This is a genomic window from Pseudonocardia xinjiangensis (genome assembly GCF_012911925.1).
In the GTDB taxonomy this organism is placed as follows: Bacteria; Actinomycetota; Actinomycetes; order Mycobacteriales; family Pseudonocardiaceae; genus Pseudonocardia; species Pseudonocardia xinjiangensis.
In genome coordinates this window covers 21,416-47,523 of the sequence record NZ_JAAXKY010000040.1, presented here as the reverse complement: position 1 = coordinate 47,523, position 26,108 = coordinate 21,416, and the positions used below count along the sequence as shown (strand labels likewise).

Here is a 26,108-nt window from a genome sequence, read left to right as displayed (position 1 = left end):
CTCCGGCTCCGCGAAGGCCCCCTGCACCCGCAGGACCCCCGCCCGGCGGTCGGCCTTGAGGTCGACCCGGGCCACCAGCTCACCGTCGAGCAGGAACGGGAACACGTAGTAGCCGAACTCGCGCTTCGGCTCCGGCACGTAGATCTCGATGCGGTAGCGGAACCCGAAGATCCGCTCGGTGCGCCGGCGCTCCCAGATCAGCGGGTCGAACGGGCAGAGCAGCGCGCGCCCGGCAATCCGGCGCGGGACGCGAGCGCCCGGCACCCGGTAGGCCGGACGCGCCCAGCCGCGCACCTCCACCTGCTCCAGCTCCCCCGCCTCCACCAGCGCGAGCAGCGCCGTACGGTTGTGGTCGGGCGCGATGCGGTAGTAGTCGCGCAGGTCGGCCTCGGTGGCCACGCCGAGCGCCGACGCCGAGCGCAGGACCAGCGCGCGGGCCGCCTCCTCCTGCGAGGGCGGCGGCGCCGCGAGCACGTGGGGCGGGAGCACCCGCTCCGGCAGGTCGTAGAGCCGCTGGAAGTGGCGCCGCGTGCCCGTGGTGAGCGCCCCGATGCCGAACAGGTACTCGCAGATGCGCTTGACGTCGGACCGCTCCCACCAGGACGCGCCGGGGGGTCGCGGCCGCGTCTGCCCGCCCAGCGCCGTCTCGAGCGCGCCAGCACCGATCGGGCCCAGCTCCTTGACCGCGGCGAGCACGTCGTCGACCAGGCCGGGGTGGCTCTCCACCAGCGCGCCGTAGTGGCGCCACCAGCCGTCGCGCTTCGCCCCGGCACGCAGCAGGGGCCAGTCCTCCACCGGGAGCAGGCTGGCCTCGTGGGCCCAGTACTCGGCGAGCAGGCGCGGCCGGCGCGCCGAGTGGGACCACGCGGCCTCGTCGACCAGCTCGGACGGGTAGGGGCCCAGCCGGCTGTACACCGGCATGTAGTGCGCCCGCACGGCCACGTTGACGGAGTCGAGCTGCAGCAGCCGGATGCGGCCGAGGGTGCGCACCAGGTGGCGACGGGTGACCGGCCCGGACGGGCGCGGATCGGCGAAGCCCTGGGCGGCGAGGACGGCGCGCCGCGCCGCGGCGGGACCGATCGTCTCGGCCGGACCGATCGTCTCGGCAGGCCCGATCATCTCGGGGGACGGGAACGTCACGTCCCGGATGGTGCCAGTTCACCCCGACGTTTCCGGGGCCGCTCCGCCGCGATGACCAGCACGACCGCCACCAGCACCACCCCGCCTCCCACGAGCTGGACCGCCGAGAACCGCTCGTTCACGACGAGCACCCCCAGCAGGACGGCGATCACCGGGTTGACGTAGGCATAGGTGGCCACCGTCGACACCGGCAGCGACGCCAGTGCGAACGCGTAGGCGCCGAACGCGGCGAGCGACACCACCACGGCCATGTAGGCCCACGCCCACCAGGCCACGACCGACACGGAACCGATGTCCAGCCGGTCACCGGAGGCCAGCGAGACCGTCATCAGGATCGCCCCGCCGACGAACATCTGGCCCGCGGCCAGCGCGAACGGGTTGGCCGGCACCGGGAGCCGGGTGGTCGCGAAGGTCCCCGTCGCCCAGCCGAGCCCGGCCAGCAACACCAGCCACGGCCCCCACCACGCGCTGCCCTGCACGCCGCCGGAGCCGCCGGACGGCCCGGCCAGCACCAGTATCGCGAGCCCCGCCACCCCCACCGCGACACCGGCGAGCGTGGCCGGCCGCGGCCGGTCGCCGGTGAGGGCGCGCAGCACCACGATGTACAGCGGCACCGCGGCGATGAGCAGGGCGGCCAGCCCGGAGGCCACCTTCTGCTGCGCCAGCGTCACCAGGCCGTTGCCCCACGCGGGCAGCAGCAGCCCGGACAGCGCCATGGTGGCGAGCTGCCGCCGCGTCATCCGGAACGCGCTGCGCCCGGCGACGGCGAGCACCACCAGAGCGAGCAGCGAGCCCCCGACGAGGAACCGGGCGCCGCCGGCGAACAGCGGCGGGACGTCGGCGATGATCAGGCGGTTGCCGAGGTAGGTGGACCCCCAGAGGACGTACACGACGCCGAGCGCCACCCAGGCGAGAGCGGGCGGGCGGGGAGAGACGGCGGCGTCCACCGCCCAGACGTTGCCATAGCCAACAACCGGATGTCGCGGCGAAACCGGATGACCGTGCACACATCGTGGCCACCGCACACATGTCCGGCGGTGTGCACGGTGGCCACCCGGTGTGCGTGGTCGTCCGGGTGCCCAGCTTGAATGGCGCGCATGGCCACCGCCACCGTCCACCTCGCCACCGCCGCCGACGTCGGCGAGATCGTGCGCATCCAGGCCGGCACCTGGGAGGCCGCCTACGCCACGCTCGTCCCGGCCGCGGCGCTCGCCCAGCTGCGCAGCGAGGCCGCGCACCAGGCGTGGACGGCAGCGGTGGAGGCAGGCGGCGACCACCACGTGCTCGTGGCCACCGAGGGTGAGTGGACGGTCGGGTTCTGCGCCGCCGCGCCCGCCGCGGCGCCGGAGCGGTCGACGCCGACCAGCGAGCCCACGCTGGGCCCGGAAGCCTGGGCCGAGATCAGCGCCCTGCTCGTGGAGCCGCGGTGGGGCAGGCGCGGCCACGGCGGGCGGCTGCTCGCCACGGCGGCAGAGGCGCTGCGCCGCTCCGGAGCCCTCTACGGGCTGGCCTGGGTGCCGGAGGCCGACGAGGCCTCGCGCCGGTTCTACGCCCGCGCCGGCTGGGAGCCCGACGGCACGGTCCGCGTGCTCGACACGGGCGACGGCGAGCTGCGCGAGGTGCGGATCACCGGCTCACTGGACCTGGAACTGGCGTAGCGCGAGGTTCAGGAAAGCCACTTTCCTGCCCGCAGAGGGCAGCATCGTGGCTTTCCTGAACCTGGGGGCGCCGCTCAGGTCAGGTTCAACAGGTCGTCCAGGCCGACCGTCAGGCCGGGGCGGTCGCGCACCGCACGCACCGCCATCAGCACGCCGGGCATGAACGACGCCCGGTCGAACGAGTCGTGGCGGATGGTGAGGGTCTCCCCCGTGGTGCCCAGGATGACCTCCTGGTGCGCCACCAGGCCCGGCAGCCGCACGGAGTGCACGTGGATGCCGTCGACGTCGGCGCCGCGGGCGCCCGGCAGCTCGCTCGTGGTGGCGTCCGGCAGCGGGCCCGCGCCTGCCTCGGCCCGCGCCGCGGCGATCAGTGCCGCCGTGTGCACGGCGGTGCCCGACGGGGCGTCGACCTTGCCCGCGTGGTGCAGCTCGATCACCTCGACGGACTCGAAGAACCGCGCCGCCTGCCGCGCGAACTGCATGGACAGCACGGCACCGATACCGAAGTTGGGGGCCACGAGCACGTGCCCCGGGCGCTGCGCGAGCTGCGCGCGCACCGCGTCGAGCTTCGCCTCGTCGAACCCGCTGGTGCCCACCACGGCGGCGATGTCGTGCTCGACGCAGAACCGCACGTTGTCGAGTGCCACGCCGGGGTGGGTGAAGTCGACGGCCACCTGCGCGCCCGCGTCGACCAGCGTGGTGAGCGGGTCACCCTCGTCGATCTGCGCGACGAGCACCAGGTCCGGCGCCGCCTCGACAGCCGCGCACACCTGGGCGCCCATCCGCCCCCGCGCACCCACCACACCGACCGGGATCCCGTTCTCCGTCACGCCCCGCAGACTAATCAGCGCCCGGGGGTCAGCCGATGACGAGCCCGCCGATCCACACGGCCGTGGCGAGCAGCCCGGTGGCCAGTTCGATGACGACGCTCCAGCCCACCGCCGAGAGTGCCTGCCGGGTGGACGGCCAGGCCTGCTGGTTGTCCCGGAGCCGCGCCAGCTCGGCGAGGTACACCCCGAGCACGAAACCCAGGAGCAGCCCCACCACGGGGATCACGAAGAACCCGACCACGCCCAGCACCGCACCCGCCGCGATCGTGCGACCGGGCACCCCGGAGTCGCGCAGCCTGCGGCCGGGCAGCAGGTACTTCGCGACACTGCCGAGCACGACGATCGCGGTGGCAATACCGAGCACCGTCCAGCCGAGGGCGTCGGCCCGCGGGACCGCCCACACCGCGATCCCGGCGAGCACCAGGACCAACCCGGGCAGCACCGGCAGCAGGATCCCGACGATGCCGACGACGATCAGGAGCGCGGCGACAAGCGTCTCGGGCGTCACCGGGCGATCCTGGCACGCGGACGAACGGCTCCGCCGTCCGATACGTCCGGACGGCAGGGCCGCTCGCGCCGCGCGGTCAGGTCAGGGGCCGCGCGGTCAGGCCAGGGAGCGCAGGGATGCGGGGAGGTCCCGCTCCTCGTCGTAGGGGCCCACCACGGCCGCGGTGAGGGGGACGGCGAGAAGCTCGCGGGCCAGGTCGGACACCTGTTCGGGCGTGACGGCCGCGATCCGGTCGAGGCTCTCCTCGACCGGGCGCGTCCGGCCGTGGTCGAGCTCGCCGCGGCCGAGCCGGTTCATCCGTGACGGCGTGTCCTCCAGCCCGAGGACGAGCCCGCCGCGCAGGTTGCCCTGGGCGCGGGCGACCTCGGCGGGGGTCAGCCCGTCGGCCGCGACCTCGGCGAGCACCCCCCGCACCACCGCGACGACCTCGTCGAGACGCTCGGGCGCACACCCGGCGTAGACGGCGAGGTGGCCCGTGTCGGAGTAGCTGGTGACCGCCGAGTAGACCGAGTAGGCCAGCCCGCGCTGCTCACGGACCTGCTGGAACAGCCGGGAGCTCGGACCGCCGCCGAGCGCGGTGTTGAGCACGGTGAGCACCGTGCGCAGCGGGTGGTGGCGCGACAGACCGGGGACGCCGAGCATGAGGTGCGCCTGCTCGGTGTCCTCGGACTGCAGCACCAGCCGCGGACCGGGGGCCAGCACGGCAGGCGCGGGCCGGCGGGGGCCGACGGAAGCGGCCGGACCGGCAGCGGCCGCCGCGTCACCCAGTGCCGCCGTCACCAGCTCCACGACGTCGGAGTGCACGAGGTTGCCTGCCGCGGCCACGACCATCCGCGGAGTGGTGTACTTGCCGCGCCAGAAGTCGTGCAGGGTCTCCCGGCTCATCGCCCGGATCGACTGCTCCGAGCCGATCACCGGCCGGCCCAGCGGGTGGTCGCCGAACATCGTCTCGTCGAACAGCTCGGCGAGCAGGTCCTCGGGGTCGTCGTCGCGCATCGCGATCTCCTCGAGCACCACCCCGCGCTCGACCTCGACGTCGGCCGGGGCCATCGTCGCGGCGGTGACGACGTCGGCCAGCACGTCCACCGCGAGCGGGAGATCGGTGTCGAGCACCTGCGCGTAGTAGCAGGTGTGCTCCTTCTCGGTGAACGCGTTGAGCTCGCCGCCGACGGCGTCGAACTGCTCGGCGATGTCCACCGCCGTGCGCCGCCGGGTGCCCTTGAACAGGAGGTGCTCGAGGTAGTGGGCGGCGCCGGCCTGCCGCGGCGTCTCGTCACGCGAGCCGATGCCGATCCAGATGCCGAGAGACACCGAACGGACGCCCGGCACGGTCTCGGTGAGCACCCGCAGGCCGCCGGGCAGCGCGGTGCGGGAGACGCCGCCGGGGGCGGGGGCAGCTGCCCCCGCCCCCGGCGTCAGAAGAACGTCGGTCAATTCGGAGAGACCTCGGCGGCCGTGGCGTCGATGTCGGCAGCGTCGCCGGTGTCGGCGCCGGTGCCCGCGGGCGCGGTGCCGTTGTCGGAGTCCTCGCCGACCGGCACCAGGCTGATCTTGCCGCGGTTGTCGATGTCGGTGACCTCGACGCGGATCTTGTCGCCGACCTTGACGACGTCCTCCACCTTGGCGATCCGCTTGCCCTGGCCCAGCTTCGAGATGTGCACCAGGCCGTCCTTGCCCGGCACCAGCGACACGAAGGCACCGAACGCGGCGGTCTTGACCACCGTGCCCAGGAACCGCTCACCGATCTTCGGCAGCTGCGGGTTGGCGATGGCGTTGATCATGCCGATCGCCGCCTCGGCCGAGTCGCCGTCGGACGCACCGACGTAGATCGTGCCGTCGTCCTCGATGGAGATGTCGGCACCGGTCTGCTCGGTGATCGAGTTGATCATCTTGCCCTTCGGGCCGATGACCTCCCCGATCTTGTCCACCGGGACCTTGATGGCCACGACGCGCGGGGCGTAGCGGCTCATCTCGTCGGGGCGGTCGATCGCCTCGCCGATGACCTCGAGGATCGTCAGCCGCGCGTCCTTGGCCTGCGACAGAGCCGCGGCCAGCACCTCGGACGGGATGCCGTCGAGCTTGGTGTCGAGCTGCAGCGCCGTGACGAACTCGGCGGTGCCCGCGACCTTGAAGTCCATGTCGCCGAACGCGTCCTCGGCGCCGAGGATGTCGGTGAGCGCGACGTAGCGGGTCTGGCCCTCCACCTCGTCGCTGACCAGGCCCATGGCGATGCCTGCGACCGGCGCCTTCAGCGGCACACCGGCGTTGTACAGCGACATCGTGGACGCGCAGACCGAGCCCATCGACGTGGAGCCGTTGGAGCCCAGCGCCTCCGACACCTGCCGGATGGCGTAGGGGAACTCCTCGCGCGTGGGCAGCACGGGCAGCAGCGCCCGCTCGGCCAGCGCGCCGTGGCCGATCTCGCGGCGCTTCGGCGAGCCCACCCGGCCGGTCTCACCGGTCGAGTACGGCGGGAAGTTGTAGTGGTGCAGGTAGCGCTTGTGCGTCTCCGGGCCGAGCGAGTCGATCTGCTGCTCCATGCGGAGCATGTTGAGCGTGGTGACACCCATGATCTGGGTCTCGCCGCGCTCGAACAGCGCCGAACCGTGGGCCCGCGGGACGACCTCGACCTCGGCCGACAGCGGCCGGATGTCGGTGATGCCCCGGCCGTCGATACGGACCTGGTCGCGCAGGATGCGCTGGCGGACCAGCTTCTTGTTGAGCGAGCGGAACGCCGCGCCGATCTCCTTCTCGCGGCCTTCGAACTGCGGGCCGACCTTGTCGAGCACGGCGGCCTTGACCTCGTCGAGGCGCGACTCGCGCTCCTGCTTGCCACCGATGGCGAGCGCCTGCGCCAGGTCGTCCGACGCGTGCGAGGCCACGGCCTCGAACACGTCGTCCTGGTAGGCCGGATAGGTCGGGAAGTTGCCCGTGGGCTTGGCGGCGACGTCGGCCAGCTGCTGCTGGGCCACGCACAGGCTGCGGATGAACGGCTTGGCCGCCTCCAGGCCCGCCGCGACGACGTCCTCGGTGGGCGCCTGGGCGCCCCCGGCGACGAGCTCGATCGTCTCGGTGGTGGCCTCGGCCTCCACCATCATGATCGCGACGTCGTCACCGACGACCCGACCGGCCACGACCATGTCGAACACGGCGCGCTGCAGGTCCTCGTACTGCGGGAAGGCCACCCACTGGCCGTCGATCAGCGCGACGCGGACGCCGCCGATCGGGCCGGAGAACGGCAGCCCGGCGAGCTGCGTGGACGCCGACGCGGCGTTGATCGCCAGTGCGTCGTAGGGGTCCTGCGGGTCGAGCGACAGCACCGTGACCACGATCTGGATCTCGTTGCGCAGACCGTCGACGAACGACGGGCGCAGCGGCCGGTCGATCAGCCGGCAGGTCAGGATCGCGTCGGTGCCGGGCCGACCCTCGCGGCGGAAGAACGAGCCGGGGATCTTGCCGATCGCGTACATCCGCTCCTCGACGTCCACCGTGAGGGGGAAGAAGTCGAAGTGCTCCTTGGGCTGCTTGGACGCCGTGGTGGCGGACAGCAGCATCGTCTCGTCGTCGAGGTAGGCGACGACGGACCCGGCGGCCTGGCGCGCGAGGCGCCCGGTCTCGAACCGGATCGTGCGGGAGCCGAAGCTCCCGTTGTCGATGACGGCGGTGGTCTCGTGGACGTTGTCCGCCGTATCGGTCTGGGCATCGGTCATGAAGTGGACATCTCCTCTTTCGGAGGGAGACCCCACGCCTGCACCGGGAGGATCCTCGGCCGAGCCGGTCTTCGATCGAAGCCCCCGGGGCACATCGGCCCGGGAGCCACTACCGAGGACCGGCGGATCTGCTACCGGAGGCGTGGCGTCGTGGAGTTGTGGTGCCGGCCCGGGCCACCGGGCTCGGAGAACCTGGTGGCCCGGGCCGACGGGAGGTCAGCGGCGAAGGCCGAGGCGCTCGATCAGGGACCGGTAGCGCGCGACGTCGACCGAGGCCAGGTACTTCAGCAGCCGGCGGCGACGGCCGACCAGCAGCAGGAGCCCCCGGCGGGAGTGGTGGTCGTGCTTGTGCAGCTTGAGGTGCTCGGTCAGGTCGCTGATCCGCTTGGTCAACAGCGCGACCTGCGCCTCGGGGGAACCGGTGTCACCCTCGTGGACACCGTAGGTGTCCAGAATCGTCTTCTTCTGTGCGGCGTCGAGTGCCACGTGCTCCTCTTTCGTTGCTGTGTGCCGTGAGGCCGGTGCATGATGTTGAACACCGGAAGACGGTGCCGGCCGCCACGGACTGCAGCCGGACCCAGCACTCCACGTTACCAGGCAGGACGGTCCAGTCGTCGGCGCCGCCCTCCGGCGAGCCCGGGATGCGGTCAGCGGCCGCGGTCCTGATCCACCTTCCGTTCCTCCGGAAGATCGCCCTCACCGCGCACCCAACGCCGGAGCAGTTCCTTCTGCACCTTGCCGATGGAGTTCCGGGGCAGCTGTCGCACCAGTTCCAGCCGGCTCGGCTGGTACCACTCGGTCATCTTCAGCGCGTCGAGGTGGTGGCGCAGGTCGGCCAACGTGGGTGGCGCCGACGCCGGGTCGGCGACGACCACGGCGCAGGCCCGTTCGGACCCCGTGTCGTCGGGATAGCCGACCAACGCCACGTCGTCGACGGCCGGATGGGTTCGCAACGCCGACTCGACATCCGACACCGGGATCATCAGCACGCCGCCGATCCGGTCGCCTGCCCGGCCGGCCAGGCGGACGCCTCCGTCCTCTTCCGGCACGGCGAGATCGCCCGTGTCGTACCACCCGTCGTCGTGCTCACCCGTGACGATCAGTGCGCCGCTGTCGCGGCCCAGCGTGGCCAGGCAGACGGCGCCACCGCGGACGAAGAGCCGGGCGGGTTGCTCGAGCGTGATCTCGTGGTCGGCCCGCAGATCCAGTTCCGTCCCGGGAAACGGCCTGCCGATGCTGTGGGCGGCCCGGTCGAACGGGTCGTCGGGACGGGTCATGGTGCCGAGCCCGATCTCGGTCGTCCCGAAGACGGCCCGTATCGGCAGGTCGAGCAGGCTGCGCCCCAGTGCGACCAGGTCTCCCGGGATCGTCGTCGCACCGGTCAGGGCCGCCCGCAAGGCGGGAAGCGCGCGGTGCTGGTCCTGCACCACGGTGAGCAGGCCACCGAAGTAGAGCGGCACCGCGTGGACGTAGGTGACGCCTGCCTCGGCGGCCAGCGCGGCGGCCGCCTCCGGTTCCCAGACGTCCATCAGCACGCCGGCGGCGCCGCCGAGAAGCGGTATCAGGATGCACGTCTGGATCCCGACGTAGTGGGTGACCGCGGCCGAGGTGAAGAGCCGGTCGTGGGTGCCCACGCGGTCGACCGCGGCGAAGTCCCGGCTGGACGCGTAGAGCGTGTTGAGGGTGTGCAGAGCCGCCTTCGGCTCCCCGGAGGTGCCGGACGTGAAGAGCACCAGGAAGGCCCGGTCGGGGTCCGGCCCGGCCTCGGCGGGCGCGTCCGGCCGGCCCGGCTCCCACGGGGCCTCCTGGAAGTGCCGGACGAAGTCGACCTCGTCGTCCCCGACGGACGCGCCGAGCACCACGCGATGCCGCAGCTCGGGCAGGCGCGGCGCCAGCTCGGCCAGCGCCGCCGAGTGGTCGAAGCCCTCCCACCGGTCGGCGGTGACGCAGACCCGGGCCCGCAACCGGGCCAGAACCCGCTCCAGCTCACGCTCACGGATGGTCATGACCATCGGCGCCACCACCGCCCCGATCCGGGCGCACGCCAGCACCAGCGCGTTCATCTGCCACCAGTTGGGCAGCTGGACAGCCACCACGTCTCCCACCCGCACCCCGAGCTCGTGCAGCGCGCCTGCGAACCGTTCGACGTACTCCGCGTACTCGCGATAGGTGATCCGCCGAATACCGGAATCCGCTCGATGAGCGATCACGGCAACTGATTCGGGCGATTCCTCCCGCCACCGACGTAGATCGTCGAGAGGGGTTCCGTCCCGCCAGGTACCGAGCCCGTAGTACTTCTCCACCTGCGCATCCGACGGGCGCAGATCGAGAAAGGCAGCAGCCGGATCACGCATGTTCGCTTCATCCAGAGGCACTTCTTCGAGGCTACTGGCGTAACCGGTGAACCGGGCTGCGGATCCAGATCACGCCACGGAATGGTTGACGAGAATCGGACCGAAAGATCAGATGGCGCGTCCGGTGCTTGATCAGTTGTCCGGTTCGGCAAGGGGCACGCGGTGGACGGGCCGGTAACGGGAGCCGCCCCTGGCCGGTTCGCTCGCCACCAGCAGCACCTCCGCGGGACGCCACCAGGGGCCGCGGTGCGACGCCCACGGGGCCGGCGGGTCGGGATGGGCACCCGGACCCGGCCGACGCCGCCTGCGCAGGACCGTGACGTGCGGGACGAACGCCTCCTCCTCGCCGCCTGCCGCAGTGACGAGCCGGGCCAGGGCCTCGGGGTCGTCGGCCTCCACCCCCGCCCAGCGGACGCCGGGGAACGCCCCGGCACCGGCGATCCGCAGCCGCGGCGCGGGTGCACCGCCTGCCGCGCCGTCGAGCCTGCGGGCGAGCACCCCCGCATCGGCCTCTCCGTGGAACACCAGCGTGACGTGCCAGGTCGCCGGGTCGACCGCGCGCCATCCGGGCGGCTCCCCCGCCGGTGCCGTGGCGGCCGCGAGTGCGGCGACGGCTTCGGCGGGGGGCCACAGCGCGGTGAACAGGCGCACCGGTCAGGCTCCCGGCCGGCTCGCGGCCTGCCGCAGCACCTCTGCCAGCTCCGGGAAGCCCGGGCCGAGCGCGACGGCCGCGGCAGCCAGCCGGGCCGGCTCGGCGATCCCGCGCAGAGCGGCGGCCGCCGTGCCGGAGTGGGGCTCCCGGTGAGCTCGCTGCGCCGGGACGCGCGGCGCGTGCCACTGCCACCGCGCCCGCGCGACGTCGGCCAGCAGGGCGTCGACCGCGCGTGGCTCGGGTGGGACGCGGACGGCGTGGCACCGCTGGTCGAGCAGCAGCAGCCGGGCGAGCACCGCAGGGTCGCCGATCTTCACCCGCCGCGCGCTCACCAGCTGGCTCAGCATCGCCGGGCTGATCCCCAGGGTGCGGGCGAGCCGGGACTGCGAGATGCCCAGCGCGGAGGTGAGCCTGCGGACGTGGTCGCCCAGCGGCGCCCCGTAGAGCTCCCGCTGCCGCTCGCGGTTGCCCGCGATCCGGGACCGCAGCGCGTCTGCACCTGGCTCAGCCATGCGGAGGATGCTGACACCTCGAGCACCGCCCCCGTGGCCGAACGCGGAAACTCCCGCACCCCGCCAGGGCGCCCGGCCGGAGGCGTCAACCGCCCAGGAGCTCACGCGTGCGCTCGACGTCGAGGTTCATCTGGACGATGAGCGCCTCCACGTCGTCGAAGCGCTCCTGCCCGCGCAGCCGGTGCTCGAAGTCGAGTGCCACCTCGAACCCGTAGAAGTCCTCCTCGACGTCGAGCACGTAGGCCTCGACGGACCGCACGCGTCCGGAGAACGTCGGGTTGGTGCCCACCGAGATCGCCGCCGGGAGCAGGCGGCTCCCCCCGTCGACGGTGTCGATCCCGAACCGGCCCGCGTAGACACCGTCGGCAGGCAGTGCGGTGAAGGGTGGCGTCGACAGGTTGGCCGTGGGGAAGCCCAGCTCGCGACCGCGCTGGTCGCCGTGCACGACCACGCCCTCGATGCGGTGCGGCCTGCCCAGCGCGGCGGCGGCCGCCTCGACGTCGCCCGCGTCGATGCAGGCCCGGATGTAGGTGGAGGAGAACGTGATGCCGTCGTCGGTGATCAGGTCGAGGCCCTCCACCCCGAACCCGAACCGCTGCCCCAGCTCGGCGAGCAACGCCACGTCGCCCGCGGCCCGGTGCCCGAAGGTGAAGTTGCGCCCGACCACGACGTCCGCCGCGTGCAGGCGCTCCACGAGCACCTCGTGGGCGAACTCGGCAGGGGCTGTGCGGGCCAGCTCGGCGGTGAAGGGCAGCACGCAGAACGCGTCGACGCCCAGCCCCGCCACCAGCTCGGCCCGGCGCCGGAGGCTGGTGAGGCGGGCCGGGTGGCTGCCCGGGCGGATCAGCTCGGCGGGGTGGGGGTCGAACGTCATGAGCACGGTGGGGAGACCCCGCTGCCGTCCCCGCTCCACCGCTCGCCCGATGAGCTGCTGATGGCCGCGGTGGACCCCGTCGAAGACGCCGACGGTGACGACGCTGCGTCCCCAGCCACTCGGCACGGCCTCGAGCCCCCGCCAGCGCTGCACGGCACGAGCCTACGGAACGCGCTGCGGGCCCCCTCGGCGACTCCCACCCGCCCTACGCGGGCGCGAGCACGACCACCGGGCGGGCCAGCTCGCCCCGCTCGCTGACCAGGGCCAGCGCCCGGCCGTCCGGGGCGAAGACGCCGTAGGTACCGCTCACCCCCGCGGCGGGGAGCGGGCGGCCGTGCGTGATGTCCCCGGCGAGCGCGGCGTCGAGGTCGCGGCGCGGGAACGCCACGCCGACGGCCTCGTCGAGCGACAGCGTCAGCGCGGAGCCCTGTTCGAGCTCCTCCAGCGTGCGCGCGTGCTCCAGCGGGAACGGGCCGACGCGGGTGCGGCGCAGCGCCGTCAGGTGCCCACCGACGCCCAGCCCGGAGCCGAGGTCGCGGGCCAGCGCCCGGACGTAGGTGCCCGACGAGCACTCCACCAGCACGTCGAGGTCGTCGCCGCGCCGCGCGAGGAGCCGGAACTGCGAGACGGTCACGGGACGGGCCGGCAGCACGACCTCCTCGCCGGCACGCACGCGGGCGTAGGCCCGCTTGCCGTCGACCTTGATCGCGCTGACCGAGCTGGGCACCTGCTCGATCGCCCCGGTCAGTGCGGCCATGCCGGCGGCGATCGCCGCATCGTCGACGGCGGTGGCGTCGGCCGTGGCGATGACCTCGCCCTCGGCGTCGTCCGTGCTGGTCGTCGCGCCGAGGCGCACCGTCGCCGTGTACGCCTTCGTGTCGAGCGCGAGGTGTCCGAGCAGCTTCGTGCCGCGGCCGACACCGCAGACGAGCACGCCGGTGGCCATCGGGTCGAGCGTCCCGGCGTGCCCGATCTTGCGGGTGCCGAGGATCCGGCGCAGCCGGGCGACGACGTCGTGCGAGGTCATACCGGGAGGCTTGTCGACCACGACCAGGCCGGAGGGGACGGCGTTCACACGGGGCGATTCTTCCTGCCCTCTGCCGACCCGGCAGCAGCGGGCCGGGGCCGGGTCAGCAGCCGGGGGTGGCGAGCAGCCCCCGGACGACGAGGCCGGCGCGCCAGTCCATCGCCGCCCGCTCCTTCTCGGCCTCGGACGGGCGCCCGCGGACGGCCCACAGGACCTCGGCCTGCCGCCAGGCGTCGGTGCGGGACAGCAGGAGGCGCGGACCGCCACCGGCGTCGGTGGCGCCGGGGAGCGCCGGGGCCGTCTCCCTCAGCACGTCGGCGATCAGTGCGACGATCAGCTGCACGGCCGCGCGCTCTGCGGGGCCGGGCGTGCGCCCGAGCAGCGTGCAGGCGCTCACGACGGCCGGCGGGAGATCGTGGCCGACGATGGTGAGGCCGGCCGCCAGGGTGATCCGCGCGGGGTCGGCCGCGGCCGGGTCCCACCGGTCGAGGATCTCCTGCCATGCCTGCGGCACGGCCAGCCCGCGCGCGTGACAGCTGACGGCCCGCAGGTAGCGCTTCGCGAGCTCCGTGACCAGCACCGTGACGTACTCGCCGTCGGGAGCCAGGTCGCCGTCGATGCCCGCCGCCTCCACCACCTCGGCGAGCAGCCGGTTGACCGGGCCGGCGCCCTCCCCGGCCCGCCCGGCGTCGGCTCCCGGTTGCAGCCGGGACAGCACGTGGACGATCGCCTCCGGGGTGACCGGTTCGATCGCGCCCGCCGCGCGCTGGGCCGGCGGGTCCGTTCCGGCCGGCGCGTCGTCCCGGGCCGCCGATCTCGACGCCGCCCGGCCCGCCGCGGCAGGTCCCGGCAGGGCCGGTCCTGTCCCGGTCCGGCCCGTCGTGACCAGTCTCGTCCCGTTCGCCTCGGCCGTCATCACGCTCATTCCCATCGCTCCCGTCGTCGCCCCCCGGCTGTGTCGTCCTGCTCCTGCTCCCCGGATCGAACGGCGAGCGGTGTCGGACCGCGGGATGAGTCACGGGTGGGAGCCGGTGATACGGCGGCTGCCGCAACTGTCACCGATCTAGGGGGTCCTACGGAGTACACCTAGGGCGTTGTCCTGACGACATCCGAGCCGGATCCCTCGACGCTGATCACGAACCCAGTGACGAAGGAGCCGGCGATGACCGCGTCCACCGCACCGACGACCCAGGACCTCCGCAACACCGATCTGGTCGCGCTGGCCGCACAGGGCGACAACCGGGCGTGGGCCGAGATCGTGGCCCGGTACCGCGGTCTCGTCACGGCGGTCGTGCGCAACTACCGGCTGCAGGATGCCGACGCCCGCGACGCGGAGCAGCGCACCTGGCTCCGCCTGGTGGAGCACCTGGGCTCGCTGCGCGACCCCGACCGGCTCGGCGGCTGGCTGTCCACGACCGCGTCCCGGGAGTGCCTGCGGATCCTGCGCGAGGGCCAGGGCATGGTGGCCCTCGAGATGGACGCGGTGCCCACCTCCGACCCGGGTGTGGAGGAGCAGGTGGTGGACGCCGACACCGCGGCCCGGCTCTGGCGGATCGTGGGCACGCTGCCCCCGCGCGGCCGGACGATCATGAACGCGCTGTTCGCGGACGAGCCGCGGCCCTACGCGGAGGTGGCGCGGGACACGGGGATCCCGATCGGGAGCCTCGGGCCGAGCCGGGCCCGCCTCATCGACCGCGTGCGGCGCACCTTCGACGACGGCGCGTTCGCGACGGCGGCCCAGTGACGGCGGCAGAGTGACGGCGGCAGAGTGACGGCGGCAGAGTGACGCCTACGGGGCACCAGCCCGCTTCCCCCGGTGCGCGGGCGCCGATCGGAGCCAGATCGCGCTGGCCTGCACGCGGCTGCGCACGCCGAGCTTCGCGTAGATGTGGCTGACGTGGACCCCGACGGTCTTCTCGCTGATGAACAGCCGCTGGGCGATCTCCCGGTTGGTGTGGCCGCCGGCCAGCTCCGCGAGGACCTCGAGCTCGCGGGCCGTCAACGCGGCCAGCTCGTCCTCCTGTTCGGCCGAGGCGATGGCGGCCGCAGGTGCGGGGGCCGGGACGGTCTGCGGCGCCGGCGCGTCGATCCGCACGCGGGCCCGTTCCGCGAGGTCGACGACCTCCGCCATGAAGGGCTCGGCCCCGAGCTCGCGGGCGAGGTGCCCGGCATGGCGCAGGGCCTCCGTGGCCGCCACCGACTGGGCCCGGACCGCGAGCAGCGCCTCCGCCCTGCGCAGGTGGGCATACGCCCGGGGGTAGGGCTGGTTGCGCGACTCCCAGAACTCGGCCACGCGCTCCCACGCCTGCGGGTCGGAGCGCTTGCGCGCCCGCCCGTCCTCGGCCTCGCACATCTGGACGAAGCCCAGCACCATGTCGCGGACCGCGGGCACCGACGCCGCCGAGTTGCGGATCAGCTCAGCGGCGTGCCGGCGCAGGCGGGCGTCGATGCCGTCGTCGGCCCGGCGCAGCCCCAGCCGTGCGAGCTCGGCGCGCGCCCTGGCTCCGTGCCAGACCAGCGGGGCGACGAGCCACACGTCGTCCGACCCCTGCTCCACGACGTCCAGGCCCGCGGCGACGTGGTCGAGCGCCACGTCCGGGCGGTCCTGCCACATCGTGAGCCCGGCGCGGAGGGTGAGCAGCGGAATGCGGTAGCGGGGGCCGATGGTGCTCGCCGAGAGCACCTCGACGGCCTCGAGGTCGTCCTCCGCAGCGGCGAAGCGCCCCCGCCCGATGTCGAGCCGGGCCCGGGACAGCCGCAGCTCCAGAGCCTCCGCGCCGCTGGGTGCCACCTCCCACGCCTCGGCGATCGCCGCGTCCGCCTCGTCCCAGCGCCCGAGGCGGAAGAGGCCGTTGGCCGCCACGGAGATCAGTCCGACGCCGGCGCTGCGGTCCAGTCCCAGCGCGTGGACGCGGTCGATCCCGGCCCGGGCGATCTCGACGCCGCGGTCCAGCTCGTTGAGCGGCCCGGACAGCAGCTCCGCGAGGCTGCGGTAGGCCCGCGCGATCTCCCGGGGCTCACCGGCCCGCTCGGCCACGGCGAGCGACTCGCGCAGGGCCGCCTCCCCCGCCTCCGGGTCCTCCCGGTAGGCCAGGCTGAAGCCGAGCGTCGCGAGGGCTCTGGCCTCCTCCACCGCGAGCCCCATCCGCCGGGCGGGCTCGAGCGCCCGCTCGGCGGCCACCTGCGCGCCAGCGAAGTCCCCCGCCGTCCACAGCGCCGACGCGTGGCCGCCGAGCACCTCGGCCCGTTCCCGGTCCGAACCGGACGCGGGCAGCGCCGCGGTGGCCCGGCCGAACGCGAGGGCGGCCTCCGCGCCGCGGCCGGCCGCCACGAGGTACTGGCCGGTGCGGGCGTGCAGCAGCGCCTCGTCGAGGTCGCCGGGCCGGTGCGGTGTCTCCATCAGGTCGAGCCGCTCGGCGAGCAGCGCGACGGCCTGGTCGGCGTCGCCGGCGAGGTGGGCCGCCTCGGCGGCCCGCTCCAGGCAGATGGTGCGCGGGACAGGGGCCGCGGACAGCCCACCGGCCAGCCGTGCGGCCCGCAGCCAGTGGCGGTGCGCCTCGGCGTAGCCCCGGACCCGGTAGGCCGACTCGGCCGCCGCCACGGTGGCGGCGGCCGCGCGCTGCGTGTCGCCCGCCGACTGCCAGTGGTGGGCGAGCCGGGCGTCCACGCCGGGCAGCTCGCGCGCCCACGGAGCCTCGAGCGCCGTGGCGTAGCGCTGGTGCAGGTGCATCCGCTCGCCCGGCAGGAGCTCCCGGATGACGACGGCGGTCATGAGCCCGTGCCGGAGCCGGTAGCCGTCCACGCCGTCGTCGACCACGACGACGCCCGCGTTCACCGCCTCCCGCAGGGCACCGAACAGGTCCGGGCCGCCGCCGTCCAGCACGGTGTCGAGGAGCCGGTGCGGCAGCGGCCCGTCGCACAGCGCGATGGCACGCACGGCGCGCAACGCCGGTTCGGACAGCCGGTTGACGCGCGACAGCACGAGCTCGCGCAGCGTCGTCGGCAGGCCCGTCGGGTCGCCCTCGAGGGCGGCTCGCACGGTCTCCTCGGCGATGAACGCGTTGCCTGCCGAGCGTTTCCACACGAGCTCGACCAGGTCCGTCCGGCCCGGGGCGAGGGCGTGCACCAGCTCCGCCACCGCCTTGCGCCCGAGCGGCTCCACCTCCATGCACCGCACCTGGCGGTGGCGCCGGAGCTCGTTGATCATCGTGCGCGCCGGGAACGAGTCCGAGGCCTCATCCGTGCGGTAGGTCCCGACGACCAGCACCCGCTCGTCGGCGAGGTTCGCGACGAGGTAGGCGAGCAGGTCGAGAGTGGACCGGTCGGCCCACTGCAGGTCCTCAACGACGAGCACGACCACCGAGCGCGCCGCGAGGCGCAGCACCACGCGATGCAGCAGCTCCAGGGTCTGCACGCGCGCCTGCTGGGCCGCGAGCGCGGGAACGGCCGGGCTCAGCGCCACGAGCTCGTCGAGCTGGTCGGCCCACGGCGCCAGCAGCCGCTGCACCTCCTCGCCCCGCGCCGACCGCAGGAGGGAGCGCAGGGCCGAGGCGACCGGCCAGAACGGCGGGCTCTCCGCGATGTCGGTGGCGCCGCCGAGGAGCACGGTGGCGTCCGCCCCGTCGGCGCGGCCGACGAGGTGCTGAACGAGCCGTGTCTTGCCGACGCCCGCGTCCCCGACCAGGAAGACCGTGGCCATCCGGCCCTGCTGCACCCCGTCGAGCGTCGCTGTGAGCAGAGCGAGGTCATCGTCCCTGCCGACGAGCGGAGGCGAAGCCAGGCGCTCGGTCACGTGAGGCGACGTTAGGCCATGCGGACGATCGGAATCCAGAGGGCCCACACCGCCTTCCATGACGGGGGAGATCATCGCACCAGCTGGCACCTGCCGTATCAGGACGGCGGGTGGCCCCTCCTCACCTGGGGCCGTCACCCGAACGTGGACCTACAAGAGAGGAGTTCGCAGTGGACATCGAGGACATCGGAGATGCGGCGCGAGCGGTACGGGGGCCGGGTTCCACGCAGCAGCTCGCCGTGCTCGCCGGGGGCGCAGCGCCGACGTCGATCCCCGAGGTGGTGGAGCGGCTCGCCGCCATCCACCAGCACGCGGCGAGCACGTCGATGCGCGGGAACAACGACGGGATCGCGGCGTTCACCCAGCTCTACCACGTGATCACCGCCCGGATCGGGCAGATGGCCGACAGCGGCGACTTCCGCTCACCGGAGTTCCTGATCCGGCTCGACATCGAGTTCGCGGAGCGCTACCTGCGGGCCCTGCGCACCTACGCCGAGAACATGCACGAGACGCCGGGGGTCTGGCGGCTGCTCTTCGACAACCGCAGCAACCCCCGCATCGCGCCGGTGAACTTCGCCGTGGCGGGCGTCAACGCGCACATCAACTTCGACCTCTCGTGCGCGCTCGTGGCCACGTGGAAGCACATCGCCCCGGACGGCGACGGGCGGGAGAGCGACCAGTTCCACGACTACTGCCTGATCAACGACGTCTTCGAGAAGGAGATGGACCCCCTGCGCGAGGAACTGGGCTCCCTGCTCAGCCGCGGGCCGGACGACGCCATCTGGGACCGCACGGCCAACTGGATGGCCGACCTCGTCATCCGGTTCACCCGCGATCTCGCGTGGGACGAGGCGAAGCGGGTGTGGGAGCGCGGTGCCGATGACAAGGTGCTGCGGGCCTCGGAGGAGAAGCTCGACGCGATCGCCTCCCTCGTCGGGCAGGGCCTGCTGCGGGTCCCGGTCCTCCCGGTGTAGGCCGGGGCCCCGCCGATATCGGCTCGACCGCCGGGCCGCCACACTGCACCATCTCCGCTTCGTGGGACACATCGAGGCGATGTCGGTCGGCCACCGGCTCCCCGACGGCCGGACGCTGTTCTCCGACGTCAGCTTCCGCGTCGGTGACGGCGCGAAGATCGCGCTCGTCGGACCGAACGGCGCCGGGAAGACCACGCTCCTGCGCATGATCGCCGGCGACCTGGCGCCTGCGGCGGGCAGCATCGCCCGCAGCGGTGGCCTCGGGGTGATGCACCAGTTCATCGGGTCCATCGCCGACGACCGCACCCTCGCCGACCTCGCACTGTCCCTCGCCCCGCCCGCCGTGCGCGCGGCCGGGCTGCGGCTCGGCGCCGCCGAGCGGGCACTCGACGACGGCGAGCGTTCGCAGCTGCGCTACGCCGACGCGCTCGCCGACTGGGGTGAGGCCGGCGGGTACGCCGCCGAGGTGGAGTTCGACACGGCCGCCGTCGCGGTGCTGGGCCTGCCGTGGGCGCAGGTGAGCGGCCGCCCCGTCGCCACCCTCTCCGGAGGCGAGCAGAAGCGGTTCGCGCTGGAGCTGCTGCTCCGGGGCCCCGACGAGGTGCTGCTGCTCGACGAGCCCGACAACTTCCTCGACGTCCCCGGCAAGCGCTGGCTGGAGGGCCGGATCCAGGAGTCGGCCAAGAGCGTGCTGTTCGTCAGCCACGACCGGGAGCTGCTCGCCAGGACCGCCCAGCGCGTGGTCACCGTCGAGGCGGGGTCGGCGTGGGTGCATCCGGCGGGGTTCGCGTCCTGGCACGACGCGCGGGTGGCGCGCCACGACCGGATCGACGAGGACCGCCGCCGGTGGGAGGAGGAACGCGCCAAGCTGGAGCGGCTGGTGGCGTTCTACCGGGCGAAGGCCGCGTCCAACGACGACATGGCGTCGCGCCTGCAGGCCGCGCGCACGCGGCTGGCCCGGTTCCTGGAGAGCGGGCGGGACGGGAAGGGCAAGCCTCCGGACAAGCCGCGCGACCAGAACGTCCGGATGCAGCTGGGCGGCGGGCGCACCGGGAAGCGGGCTCTCGTCTGCGAACAGCTGGAGCTGGACGGGCTGACCTACCCGTTCGACCTGGAGGTGTGGTTCGGCGACCGGGTGGCGGTGCTCGGGGCCAACGGCTCGGGCAAGTCCCACTTCCTGCGGCTGCTCGCGCGCGGGGGCAGCGACCCGGAACCGGGAGCCGTCCCGGCGAGCGGTGCGGCGCTCTCGGCCGTGCGGCACACCGGTGTGGCGCGGCTCGGTGCCCGCGTGCGCCCCGGGCACTTCTCGCAGACCCACGACCGGCCGGAGCTGACCGGACGCACGCTGCTGGACGTCCTCGTCAGCGGGGACGCCGACCGGTCCGGCCGCACCCGCGGCGCCGCCATGAAGGCGCTGGACCGCTACGAGCTGGCCGCGCAGGCCGAGCAGCGGTTCGAGACGCTGTCGGGCGGCCAGCAGGCGCGGCTGCTGATCCTGCTGCTGGAGCTGTGCGGCGCCACGATGCTGCTGCTCGACGAACCGACCGACAACCTCGACCTCGCTTCCGCGGAGGCGCTGGAGCAGGCGCTCGGCGCGTTCGAGGGCACGGTGCTGGCGGTGACCCACGACCGCTGGTTCACCCGCGGCTTCGACCGCTTCGTGCTGTTCGCGGGCGACGGGGACGTGCGGGAGACCGACGAGCCGGTGTGGTCGGCGGGGTGAGCGCGACCGTCATCCCGCCGGGCGGACGGCGCCGGTCACCACCCACCGGTCCGAGCGGGCCCGCAGCCCCACCGCCAGCAGGCGGAACAGCATGAACAGGGTCAGCCCGGCCCAGATGCCGGCCAGGCCCCAGCCGAACGCCAGCGAGGCCCAGATCAGCGGGAGGAACCCGAGCACCGCGGCGGCCAGCGTGGTGGTGCGCAGGTAGGCGGCGTCCCCGGCGCCGAGCAGCACGCCGTCCAGGGCGAACACCACCCCGGCCACGGGCTGCATGGCCGCGAAGAACCACCAGGCGACGGGCACCACCGCGAGCACCGCGGGGTCCGGCGTGAACACCGGTGGCAGCACCCCGGAGAGCGCGGCGAACAGCGCCCCGAACCCGACGCCGAGCACGAGCCCGTAGCGGGTGACCTGCCGGGCGAGTGCCTTCGCCCGCTCGGCTCCCCGCTCGGGCGACCCCAGCGCCGCGCCCACGAGCGACTGCGCCGCGATCGCCACCGCGTCGAGCACCAGTGCCTGGAAGAACCACAGCTGCAGCACGATCTGGTGGGCAGCGGCGCTCGCCGCACCGAACCGGGTGGCGACCGCCGCGGCGGACAGGAAGCACGCCTGGAAGGCGAGGCTGCGGGCGATGAGGTCCCGCCCGAGCGCGAGCTGCATCCTCAGCACGGCAGGCCGGAGCCGCAGCGGCACCCCCTCGGCCCGCGCGGCCCGGACGAGTGCCCCGAGGAACAGGCCGGCGCCGACCGTCTGACCCGCGACGTTGGCGATCGCGGAGCCGACCAGCCCCAGGCCTGCCCACCCGCCCACGCCGTGCACCAGCACGAAGCAGCTCACCGCGGACAGCCCGTTGCCGGCGAGTACGTAGCGCAACGGCCTCGCGGTGTCCTGGACCCCGCGCATCCAGCCGTTGCCGGCCAGCGTCACCAGCACCAGCGGGGCCCCGAACAGCGCGACCCGCAACCAGGACACGGCGGCATCGGCGATGGCCCCGCCGTCACCGAGCGCCGTGGCCACCGGACGGGCGACGAGCTGGCCGACCACGATCACCACCAGCCCGACCGCGAGCGCGAGCCAGGTGGCCTGCACCCCCTCGCCGACGGCGTCGCCGCGCCTGCCCGCCCCGTACAGCCGCGCCGCGCGGGCCGTGGTGCCGTAGGACAGGAAGTTCAGCTGGCTGGTGACCTGGGCGAACAGGACGGCGGCGACGGCGAGGCCGGCGAGCGGCACCGCGCCGAGCCTGCCGACGACCGCGGTGTCGACGAGCAGGTACAGCGGCTCGGCCGCCAGCACCGGCAGCGCGGGAGCCGCCAGCCGCAGCACCTCCCGGGCGGGGAGGCGGTCGCTGGTCAAGGTCATCGAAGCGGGCTCATCGAGGGTTCAGCCACCGATGGAGGGCTCCCCGCGCGGACGTCGGCACACGTAGACGAACGCCGGCGGCACGTTGCGCCATACCGTGGCGGTGACCAGCACCTCGTCGAACGTCTCCCGCAGCGTGCGCCGGAAGCGCCGCGCCGCACCGAGCGTCATCCCGTGCAGGTACGCGAACGTGGTGAAGGCGCCCGTCGAGCCGATCGCACTGCTGATCTCGCCCAGCAGCGCGGTCTGCGTGGAGTCGTCGAACAAGGCCCACGGCAGGCCGCAGATCACGGCGTCGACGGAGGTGATCCCCCGCTCGCCGAGCAGGGCTCCGAGGTTCGCCGCGTTGCCCGGCACCACCTCGAGCCCCGGCCGGGTGCGCCGCAGGAACGCGACCATGTCGGGGTCCAGCTCGACGGCGAGGTGCCGGGCACCGGGCGGCAGCTTCTCCGCGATCACGGCACTCACCGCACCGGTGCCCGGCCCGAGCTCCACCACCACCGGGGAACCCGCGCCCGGCACGACCGACGCCAGCACCGCCCCGAGCCGCGGCGAGCTGGGCGCGATCGCGCCCATCGTCGCCGGCCTGCGCAGGGCGGCCGCGAGGAAGGCACGGCGGGCCGACCTCGCGGGGGGCTCGGTACGGGCGGGTCCGGTGTCGGACGTCATCGGGCTGGGCTCCTTCGTTCGATCGCGCCCACCGTAGCCGGGACGGCAGGGGGGCGGATCAACCGGCGATGCGCCGCCTACTGGGGCGCATCGGGCGGGGGGAGCCGCACGGTGCGCCCCGGCTCCACCGCCGCCACGCCGTCGAGGTCGGCGAGGGACTCCCAGCCGGGCGGGGCCGAGCCGGTGATCACGCCGACCGGCTCCAGCACCTGCTCGACCTCCATCCCGGCCGCGCGCAGCCGGTCGGCCAGGCGGTCGAGCTCGTCGAGGTGGGCGTCGTCGGCGGTGACCGTGACCGGCGTCTGCTCGGGGCCTGCTGGCGTGGTCACGACGGGGCCTGCGCCAGCCCGGCGCCGACGTCCTGGGCGGGCAGTCCGAGCGGCCGGGCCGCGCCGACCAGCGCGTCCCACAGCTCCCGGCCGTCCGCCCCGCTGCGCTGCGCCCACAACGCGGCGATCCCGGCGACGTGGGGGGTGGCCATGCTGGTGCCCGAGATCGTGTTGTACCGCCTCGGGACCGGCCAGCTGGAGTAGACCGCCACCCCCGGCGCCGCGATGTCGATCTCGCCACCGTCGACGTCGCCTGCCGCGGCCGAGAAGTCGGCCACGGCCAGTGCGGCGTCCACCGCCGCCACCGCCAGGATCGACGGGCTGTTCGCCGGTACCCCGACGAAACCGGGATCCCCCTGGGAGCGGTGCGCGTTGTTGCCCGCCGCCGCCACGATCAGCGTGCCGGCCGCGAGGGCGCGGCGCCCCACCGTCTCGTAGGCGGTGGAGATCTGGCGCTGGTCCGCGCCGAGGGACATCGAGATGATCTGCGCGCCCGCGCTGATGGCCCAGCTCATCCCGGCGAGGATGTCGGCGTCGGTACCGCTCCCCTGGTCGTTCAGCACCTTGCCCACCAGCAGCCGTGCCCCGTACGCCACCCCGTAGCGCGGGCCCTGCGGTGGGTCGAGCGGCCCTGCCATGGTGCCCGCGCAGTGCGTGCCGTGCCCCTGGACGTCCTGGGCCGTCTCCCCGTCGACGAACGAGCGCGCGGTGATGTCGCGGCCGGCGAAGTCGGGATGCGTCACGTCGAAGCCGGTGTCGAGCACCGCGATGGTGATGCCGGCTCCGGACTCCGCCGACGCGAGCACACCCGTGGCCTGCAGGCCCCAGGTCGACTCCGCGGTGTCGGTGAACTCCTCCTCCTGCGTGGAGTCGATCGGAGCCACGTCCTGCAGGGCATGCACCACACGCTCCGGCTCCACGGCCAGCAACCGGTCGTCGGCCGGTTCGAACAGCCCCGCCGCACCCACCCGCTCGGGTGCCACGGTGACGACCGCGATCCCGAGCTCGGCGAACAGCAGCGCGCCCGTCCCCCCGAGGTCACGCACCCCGATGTCACCGTCACGGGTGGAGACGACGTCCTCGGTGCCGCTCACGTCGCGCACCACTGCACGTGAGGCCTCGTCGTCCCCGAAGACGTCGTCGTTGAGCACGAGCAGGAAGCGCCCCGTGGTGGAGGCCGTGGATGCCCCGTCAGGTCGAGTCATCGACCCATGGTGGCCGATGATCGACCGACCCGCAGATCATCTGCCCCTTCGGGCACTCGATCTACTCGATGAGGGCTTCCCGCCGGACGATGTTGTCCGACCGGCCGCCGCGCATGGCGGCCACCGTCAGCACCGCGGCGAACAGGGCAGCGGCACCACAGACGGCGAAGCCGACCGCGAAGCCGTGGCCCAGCGCGTCGTAGGCGACCTGGTGGGCGGCCGCACCCGGTTGGCCCGGCATGATCGCGTTCACGGCGAGCGGGCCGCCCTCCCCCGCCACGGAGCGGGCGGCGTCCACCTCGCCCGCGGGAAGGCCGGCACCGGCGACGGTCGAGGTGAACCGTGCGCCCGCCTCGCCGAGTGCGACGGCGCCGATCACCGCCGGGCCGAGTGTGAAGCCGAAGTCGCGCAGCAGGCTCGTGGCGGCACTGGCCATGCCCGCGTAGTGGATCGGAACGGTGTTGACGGCCGTGGCGGTGATCGACGTGACGGCCAGCGCGAACCCGATCCCCACCAACCCGATCGGGACGACCAGCGAGGTGAGTGTGGTGTCGGCGATGGGCACTGTCGCCGCGGCGAACTGGCCTGCGGCCATGAACAGGAAGCCGGATCCGAGCAGCCAGCGCGGGTTGACGCGTTGGAGCAGCCACGAGGTGAGCGGGATCAGCACGAACGCCGGCCCCTGCAGGAGCAGGAACGGCACCGCGGTCCGCAACGGGCTCTGGAACTGGACGGGGCCCAGCCGGATGCTCGTGGCGTAGGCGGTGCCGAGGAAGCTGAACATGCCGATCACGGCGACGGCAGAGGCCACCGCGAATGCCCGGTTGCTGAACAGATCCAGTCGCAGCATCGGCGATGCGGCCCGGGATTCCGCCACGACGAACAGCGCGAGGAAGACGGCCGCCACGACGAACCCGGCGATCACCGCGGTGTCCGTCCAGCCGTCCGTGGGGCCCTGGATGACGGAGTAGAGCAACGCGATCAGGCCGACCGCGAGCGTCACCTGGCCACCCCAGTCCAGCGACCGCCCCTCGGGTGCCCGGGAGTCGGTCGCGAATGCGAGACCGAGCACGATCGACACCACGCCGAGGATGCCGACGACGATCAGCGACCACCGCCACGAGCCGTAGCTGCCGGTGATGCCACCCAGAACCGGAGCGATGACGCCCCCTGCGGACAGGAAGCCCGCCCACAGCGCGATGCTCCTCGACCGGTCCCTCGTGGTGTGGGTGCCCGCCACCAGCATCGCCAGCGACGTCGGGAACACCGCTCCGGCACCGAGGCCGGCCAGCGCCTGTCCCACCCAGACCACCTGCACGACGGGTGCTGCCGACGCGACGAACTCACCGGCCGTCAGCAGGACGCCGCCGATGACGAGCAGCAGCTTGCGTCCGAACAGGTCGCCCAGGACGCCGAAGCTCAGTTCCAACGCAGCGACGGGGAGCAGGAACGCATCCGAGATCCAGGTCAGCTGCGATCCGACGGGGTGAAGGTCCTGCTGGAACAGCCCGTTCAGCGTCGCCGGGGTGGCCAGGCTGATCTGGGCCACCATCACCGCGATGGACGCGACGACCAGCGTGCCGACCGGGAGGCCCTGCATCGTGGTGGACCCGGCGGACTCCGACTGTTTCTCCCGCGACGCCGAAAAGGTCTGAATAAAGAAATTCGCCCGCACGAAACAATACTATCCGGCGGCCGGTAACCCCTTCGCAAATAAACTTGCCACCACATCCGATGCACGCGCCGATAACAGGCGAAATGCGGCGAATACAAGTTGAGGAAAAGCCTCTGG

23 protein-coding genes are annotated in these 26,108 nt (G+C 73.6%); 4 read left to right on the top strand and 19 right to left on the bottom strand.

Going from position 1 to position 26,108, the window contains the following annotated elements; translation table 11 throughout:
• Both HF577_RS14530 and HF577_RS14525 read right to left on the bottom strand, forming a co-directional pair.
• Positions 1 to 1,119 (bottom strand): winged helix-turn-helix domain-containing protein (locus HF577_RS14530; protein WP_169396374.1); only part of this gene is annotated, 1,119 nt, incomplete at its 3' end.
• Between the two features lie 17 nt (positions 1,120 to 1,136).
• A complete protein-coding gene (locus tag HF577_RS14525) occupies positions 1,137 to 2,087 on the bottom strand; it encodes an EamA family transporter (protein ID WP_169396369.1) in 951 nt (316 codons plus the stop codon).
• Between the two features lie 150 nt (positions 2,088 to 2,237).
• Between HF577_RS14525 and HF577_RS14520 the strand changes: the two genes are divergently transcribed.
• On the top strand, positions 2,238 to 2,798 hold the full coding sequence (locus tag HF577_RS14520; RefSeq protein ID WP_169396368.1) for a GNAT family N-acetyltransferase: 561 nt from the start codon (positions 2,238 to 2,240) through the stop codon (positions 2,796 to 2,798).
• A 74-nt stretch (positions 2,799 to 2,872) separates the two neighbouring features.
• On the opposite strand, the gene dapB is transcribed toward HF577_RS14520, so the two are convergent.
• From dapB to HF577_RS37475, 11 genes are all read right to left on the bottom strand, one after another.
• A complete protein-coding gene (dapB, locus tag HF577_RS14515; RefSeq protein WP_281359762.1) occupies positions 2,873 to 3,637 on the bottom strand; it encodes a 4-hydroxy-tetrahydrodipicolinate reductase in 765 nt (254 codons plus the stop codon).
• A gap of 19 nt (positions 3,638 to 3,656) precedes the next feature.
• Positions 3,657 to 4,136: a DUF456 domain-containing protein gene (locus tag HF577_RS14510; RefSeq protein ID WP_169396367.1), complete on the bottom strand. Its 480-nt coding sequence runs from the start codon at positions 4,134 to 4,136 to the stop codon at positions 3,657 to 3,659.
• Positions 4,137 to 4,232: 96 nt separating this feature from the next.
• Complete coding sequence (locus HF577_RS14505) at positions 4,233 to 5,570, bottom strand: M16 family metallopeptidase (protein ID WP_169396366.1); 1,338 nt, start codon at positions 5,568 to 5,570, stop codon at positions 4,233 to 4,235.
• Positions 5,567 to 7,846, bottom strand: a complete 2,280-nt coding sequence (locus HF577_RS14500; RefSeq protein ID WP_169396365.1) for a polyribonucleotide nucleotidyltransferase — start codon at positions 7,844 to 7,846, stop codon at positions 5,567 to 5,569. Before HF577_RS14500 ends, HF577_RS14505 begins: the two co-directional genes overlap by 4 nt.
• Positions 7,847 to 8,062: 216 nt before the next feature.
• Positions 8,063 to 8,332 (bottom strand): 30S ribosomal protein S15, encoded by a 270-nt coding sequence (gene rpsO / locus HF577_RS38300; protein ID WP_169396364.1) that lies wholly within the window; start codon positions 8,330 to 8,332, stop codon positions 8,063 to 8,065.
• Positions 8,333 to 8,493: 161 nt separating this feature from the next.
• Positions 8,494 to 10,221, bottom strand: a complete 1,728-nt coding sequence (locus HF577_RS14490; protein ID WP_169396363.1) for an AMP-binding protein — start codon at positions 10,219 to 10,221, stop codon at positions 8,494 to 8,496.
• A gap of 111 nt (positions 10,222 to 10,332) precedes the next feature.
• Positions 10,333 to 10,851 (bottom strand): RNA 2',3'-cyclic phosphodiesterase, encoded by a 519-nt coding sequence (thpR, locus tag HF577_RS14485; RefSeq protein ID WP_169396362.1) that lies wholly within the window; start codon positions 10,849 to 10,851, stop codon positions 10,333 to 10,335.
• A 3-nt stretch (positions 10,852 to 10,854) separates the two neighbouring features.
• On the bottom strand, positions 10,855 to 11,364 hold the full coding sequence (locus HF577_RS14480) for a helix-turn-helix domain-containing protein (RefSeq protein WP_169396361.1): 510 nt from the start codon (positions 11,362 to 11,364) through the stop codon (positions 10,855 to 10,857).
• An 85-nt stretch (positions 11,365 to 11,449) separates the two neighbouring features.
• Positions 11,450 to 12,391 (bottom strand): bifunctional riboflavin kinase/FAD synthetase, encoded by a 942-nt coding sequence (locus HF577_RS14475; protein WP_169396360.1) that lies wholly within the window; start codon positions 12,389 to 12,391, stop codon positions 11,450 to 11,452.
• Between the two features lie 52 nt (positions 12,392 to 12,443).
• A complete protein-coding gene (truB, locus tag HF577_RS14470; RefSeq protein ID WP_407692207.1) occupies positions 12,444 to 13,313 on the bottom strand; it encodes a tRNA pseudouridine(55) synthase TruB in 870 nt (289 codons plus the stop codon).
• Positions 13,314 to 13,368: 55 nt separating this feature from the next.
• Positions 13,369 to 14,190: a DUF5995 family protein gene (locus HF577_RS37475; RefSeq protein ID WP_211174270.1), complete on the bottom strand. Its 822-nt coding sequence runs from the start codon at positions 14,188 to 14,190 to the stop codon at positions 13,369 to 13,371.
• A gap of 237 nt (positions 14,191 to 14,427) precedes the next feature.
• Here HF577_RS37475 and HF577_RS14465 point away from each other — a divergent pair, with 237 nt between their 5' ends.
• A complete protein-coding gene (locus HF577_RS14465; RefSeq protein WP_169396358.1) occupies positions 14,428 to 15,009 on the top strand; it encodes an RNA polymerase sigma factor in 582 nt (193 codons plus the stop codon).
• Positions 15,010 to 15,054: 45 nt separating this feature from the next.
• Here HF577_RS14465 and HF577_RS39260 read toward each other — a convergent pair whose 3' ends face one another.
• Positions 15,055 to 18,057: a helix-turn-helix transcriptional regulator gene (locus HF577_RS39260; RefSeq protein WP_169396357.1), complete on the bottom strand. Its 3,003-nt coding sequence runs from the start codon at positions 18,055 to 18,057 to the stop codon at positions 15,055 to 15,057.
• Between the two features lie 170 nt (positions 18,058 to 18,227).
• Between HF577_RS39260 and HF577_RS14455 the strand changes: the two genes are divergently transcribed.
• Together HF577_RS14455 and HF577_RS14450 are read left to right on the top strand one after the other, a co-directional pair.
• Complete coding sequence (locus HF577_RS14455) at positions 18,228 to 19,031, top strand: DUF5995 family protein (RefSeq protein WP_169396356.1); 804 nt, start codon at positions 18,228 to 18,230, stop codon at positions 19,029 to 19,031.
• 61 nt (positions 19,032 to 19,092) lie between these two features.
• Positions 19,093 to 20,754 (top strand): ABC-F family ATP-binding cassette domain-containing protein, encoded by a 1,662-nt coding sequence (locus tag HF577_RS14450; RefSeq protein ID WP_169396355.1) that lies wholly within the window; start codon positions 19,093 to 19,095, stop codon positions 20,752 to 20,754.
• 9 nt (positions 20,755 to 20,763) lie between these two features.
• On the opposite strand, the gene HF577_RS14445 is transcribed toward HF577_RS14450, so the two are convergent.
• From HF577_RS14445 to HF577_RS14425, 5 genes are all read right to left on the bottom strand, one after another.
• A complete protein-coding gene (locus HF577_RS14445) occupies positions 20,764 to 22,113 on the bottom strand; it encodes an MATE family efflux transporter (protein ID WP_169396354.1) in 1,350 nt (449 codons plus the stop codon).
• A gap of 21 nt (positions 22,114 to 22,134) precedes the next feature.
• On the bottom strand, positions 22,135 to 22,782 hold the full coding sequence (locus HF577_RS14440) for a class I SAM-dependent methyltransferase (RefSeq protein WP_169396353.1): 648 nt from the start codon (positions 22,780 to 22,782) through the stop codon (positions 22,135 to 22,137).
• Positions 22,783 to 22,859: 77 nt separating this feature from the next.
• Positions 22,860 to 23,111, bottom strand: coding sequence for a ketohydroxyglutarate aldolase (locus HF577_RS14435; RefSeq protein ID WP_169396352.1), 252 nt, complete (start codon positions 23,109 to 23,111; stop codon positions 22,860 to 22,862).
• Complete coding sequence (locus tag HF577_RS14430; protein ID WP_169396351.1) at positions 23,108 to 24,316, bottom strand: S8 family serine peptidase; 1,209 nt, start codon at positions 24,314 to 24,316, stop codon at positions 23,108 to 23,110. The genes HF577_RS14435 and HF577_RS14430 overlap by 4 nt, the downstream gene beginning before the upstream one ends.
• A gap of 61 nt (positions 24,317 to 24,377) precedes the next feature.
• A complete protein-coding gene (locus HF577_RS14425; protein WP_169396350.1) occupies positions 24,378 to 25,916 on the bottom strand; it encodes an MFS transporter in 1,539 nt (512 codons plus the stop codon).
• Positions 25,917 to 26,108: the final 192 nt, after the last annotated feature.

What these genes read in the sequence shown, in the direction of transcription:
- HF577_RS14520 (WP_169396368.1), top strand. Translation starts at nt 2,238, where the DNA reads ATGGCCACCGCCACCGTCCACCTCGCCACCGCCGCCGACGTCGGCGAG.
- HF577_RS14500 (WP_169396365.1), bottom strand. Translation starts at nt 7,846, where the DNA reads ATGACCGATGCCCAGACCGATACGGCGGACAACGTCCACGAGACCACC.
- HF577_RS14480 (WP_169396361.1), bottom strand. Translation starts at nt 11,364, where the DNA reads ATGGCTGAGCCAGGTGCAGACGCGCTGCGGTCCCGGATCGCGGGCAAC.
- HF577_RS37475 (WP_211174270.1), bottom strand. Translation starts at nt 14,190, where the DNA reads ATGAGCGTGATGACGGCCGAGGCGAACGGGACGAGACTGGTCACGACG.
- HF577_RS14465 (WP_169396358.1), top strand. Translation starts at nt 14,428, where the DNA reads ATGACCGCGTCCACCGCACCGACGACCCAGGACCTCCGCAACACCGAT.
- HF577_RS14445 (WP_169396354.1), bottom strand. Translation starts at nt 22,113, where the DNA reads ATGACCTTGACCAGCGACCGCCTCCCCGCCCGGGAGGTGCTGCGGCTG.
- HF577_RS14440 (WP_169396353.1), bottom strand. Translation starts at nt 22,782, where the DNA reads ATGACGTCCGACACCGGACCCGCCCGTACCGAGCCCCCCGCGAGGTCG.
- HF577_RS14430 (WP_169396351.1), bottom strand. Translation starts at nt 24,316, where the DNA reads ATGACTCGACCTGACGGGGCATCCACGGCCTCCACCACGGGGCGCTTC.
- HF577_RS14425 (WP_169396350.1), bottom strand. Translation starts at nt 25,916, where the DNA reads ATGCAGGGCCTCCCGGTCGGCACGCTGGTCGTCGCGTCCATCGCGGTG.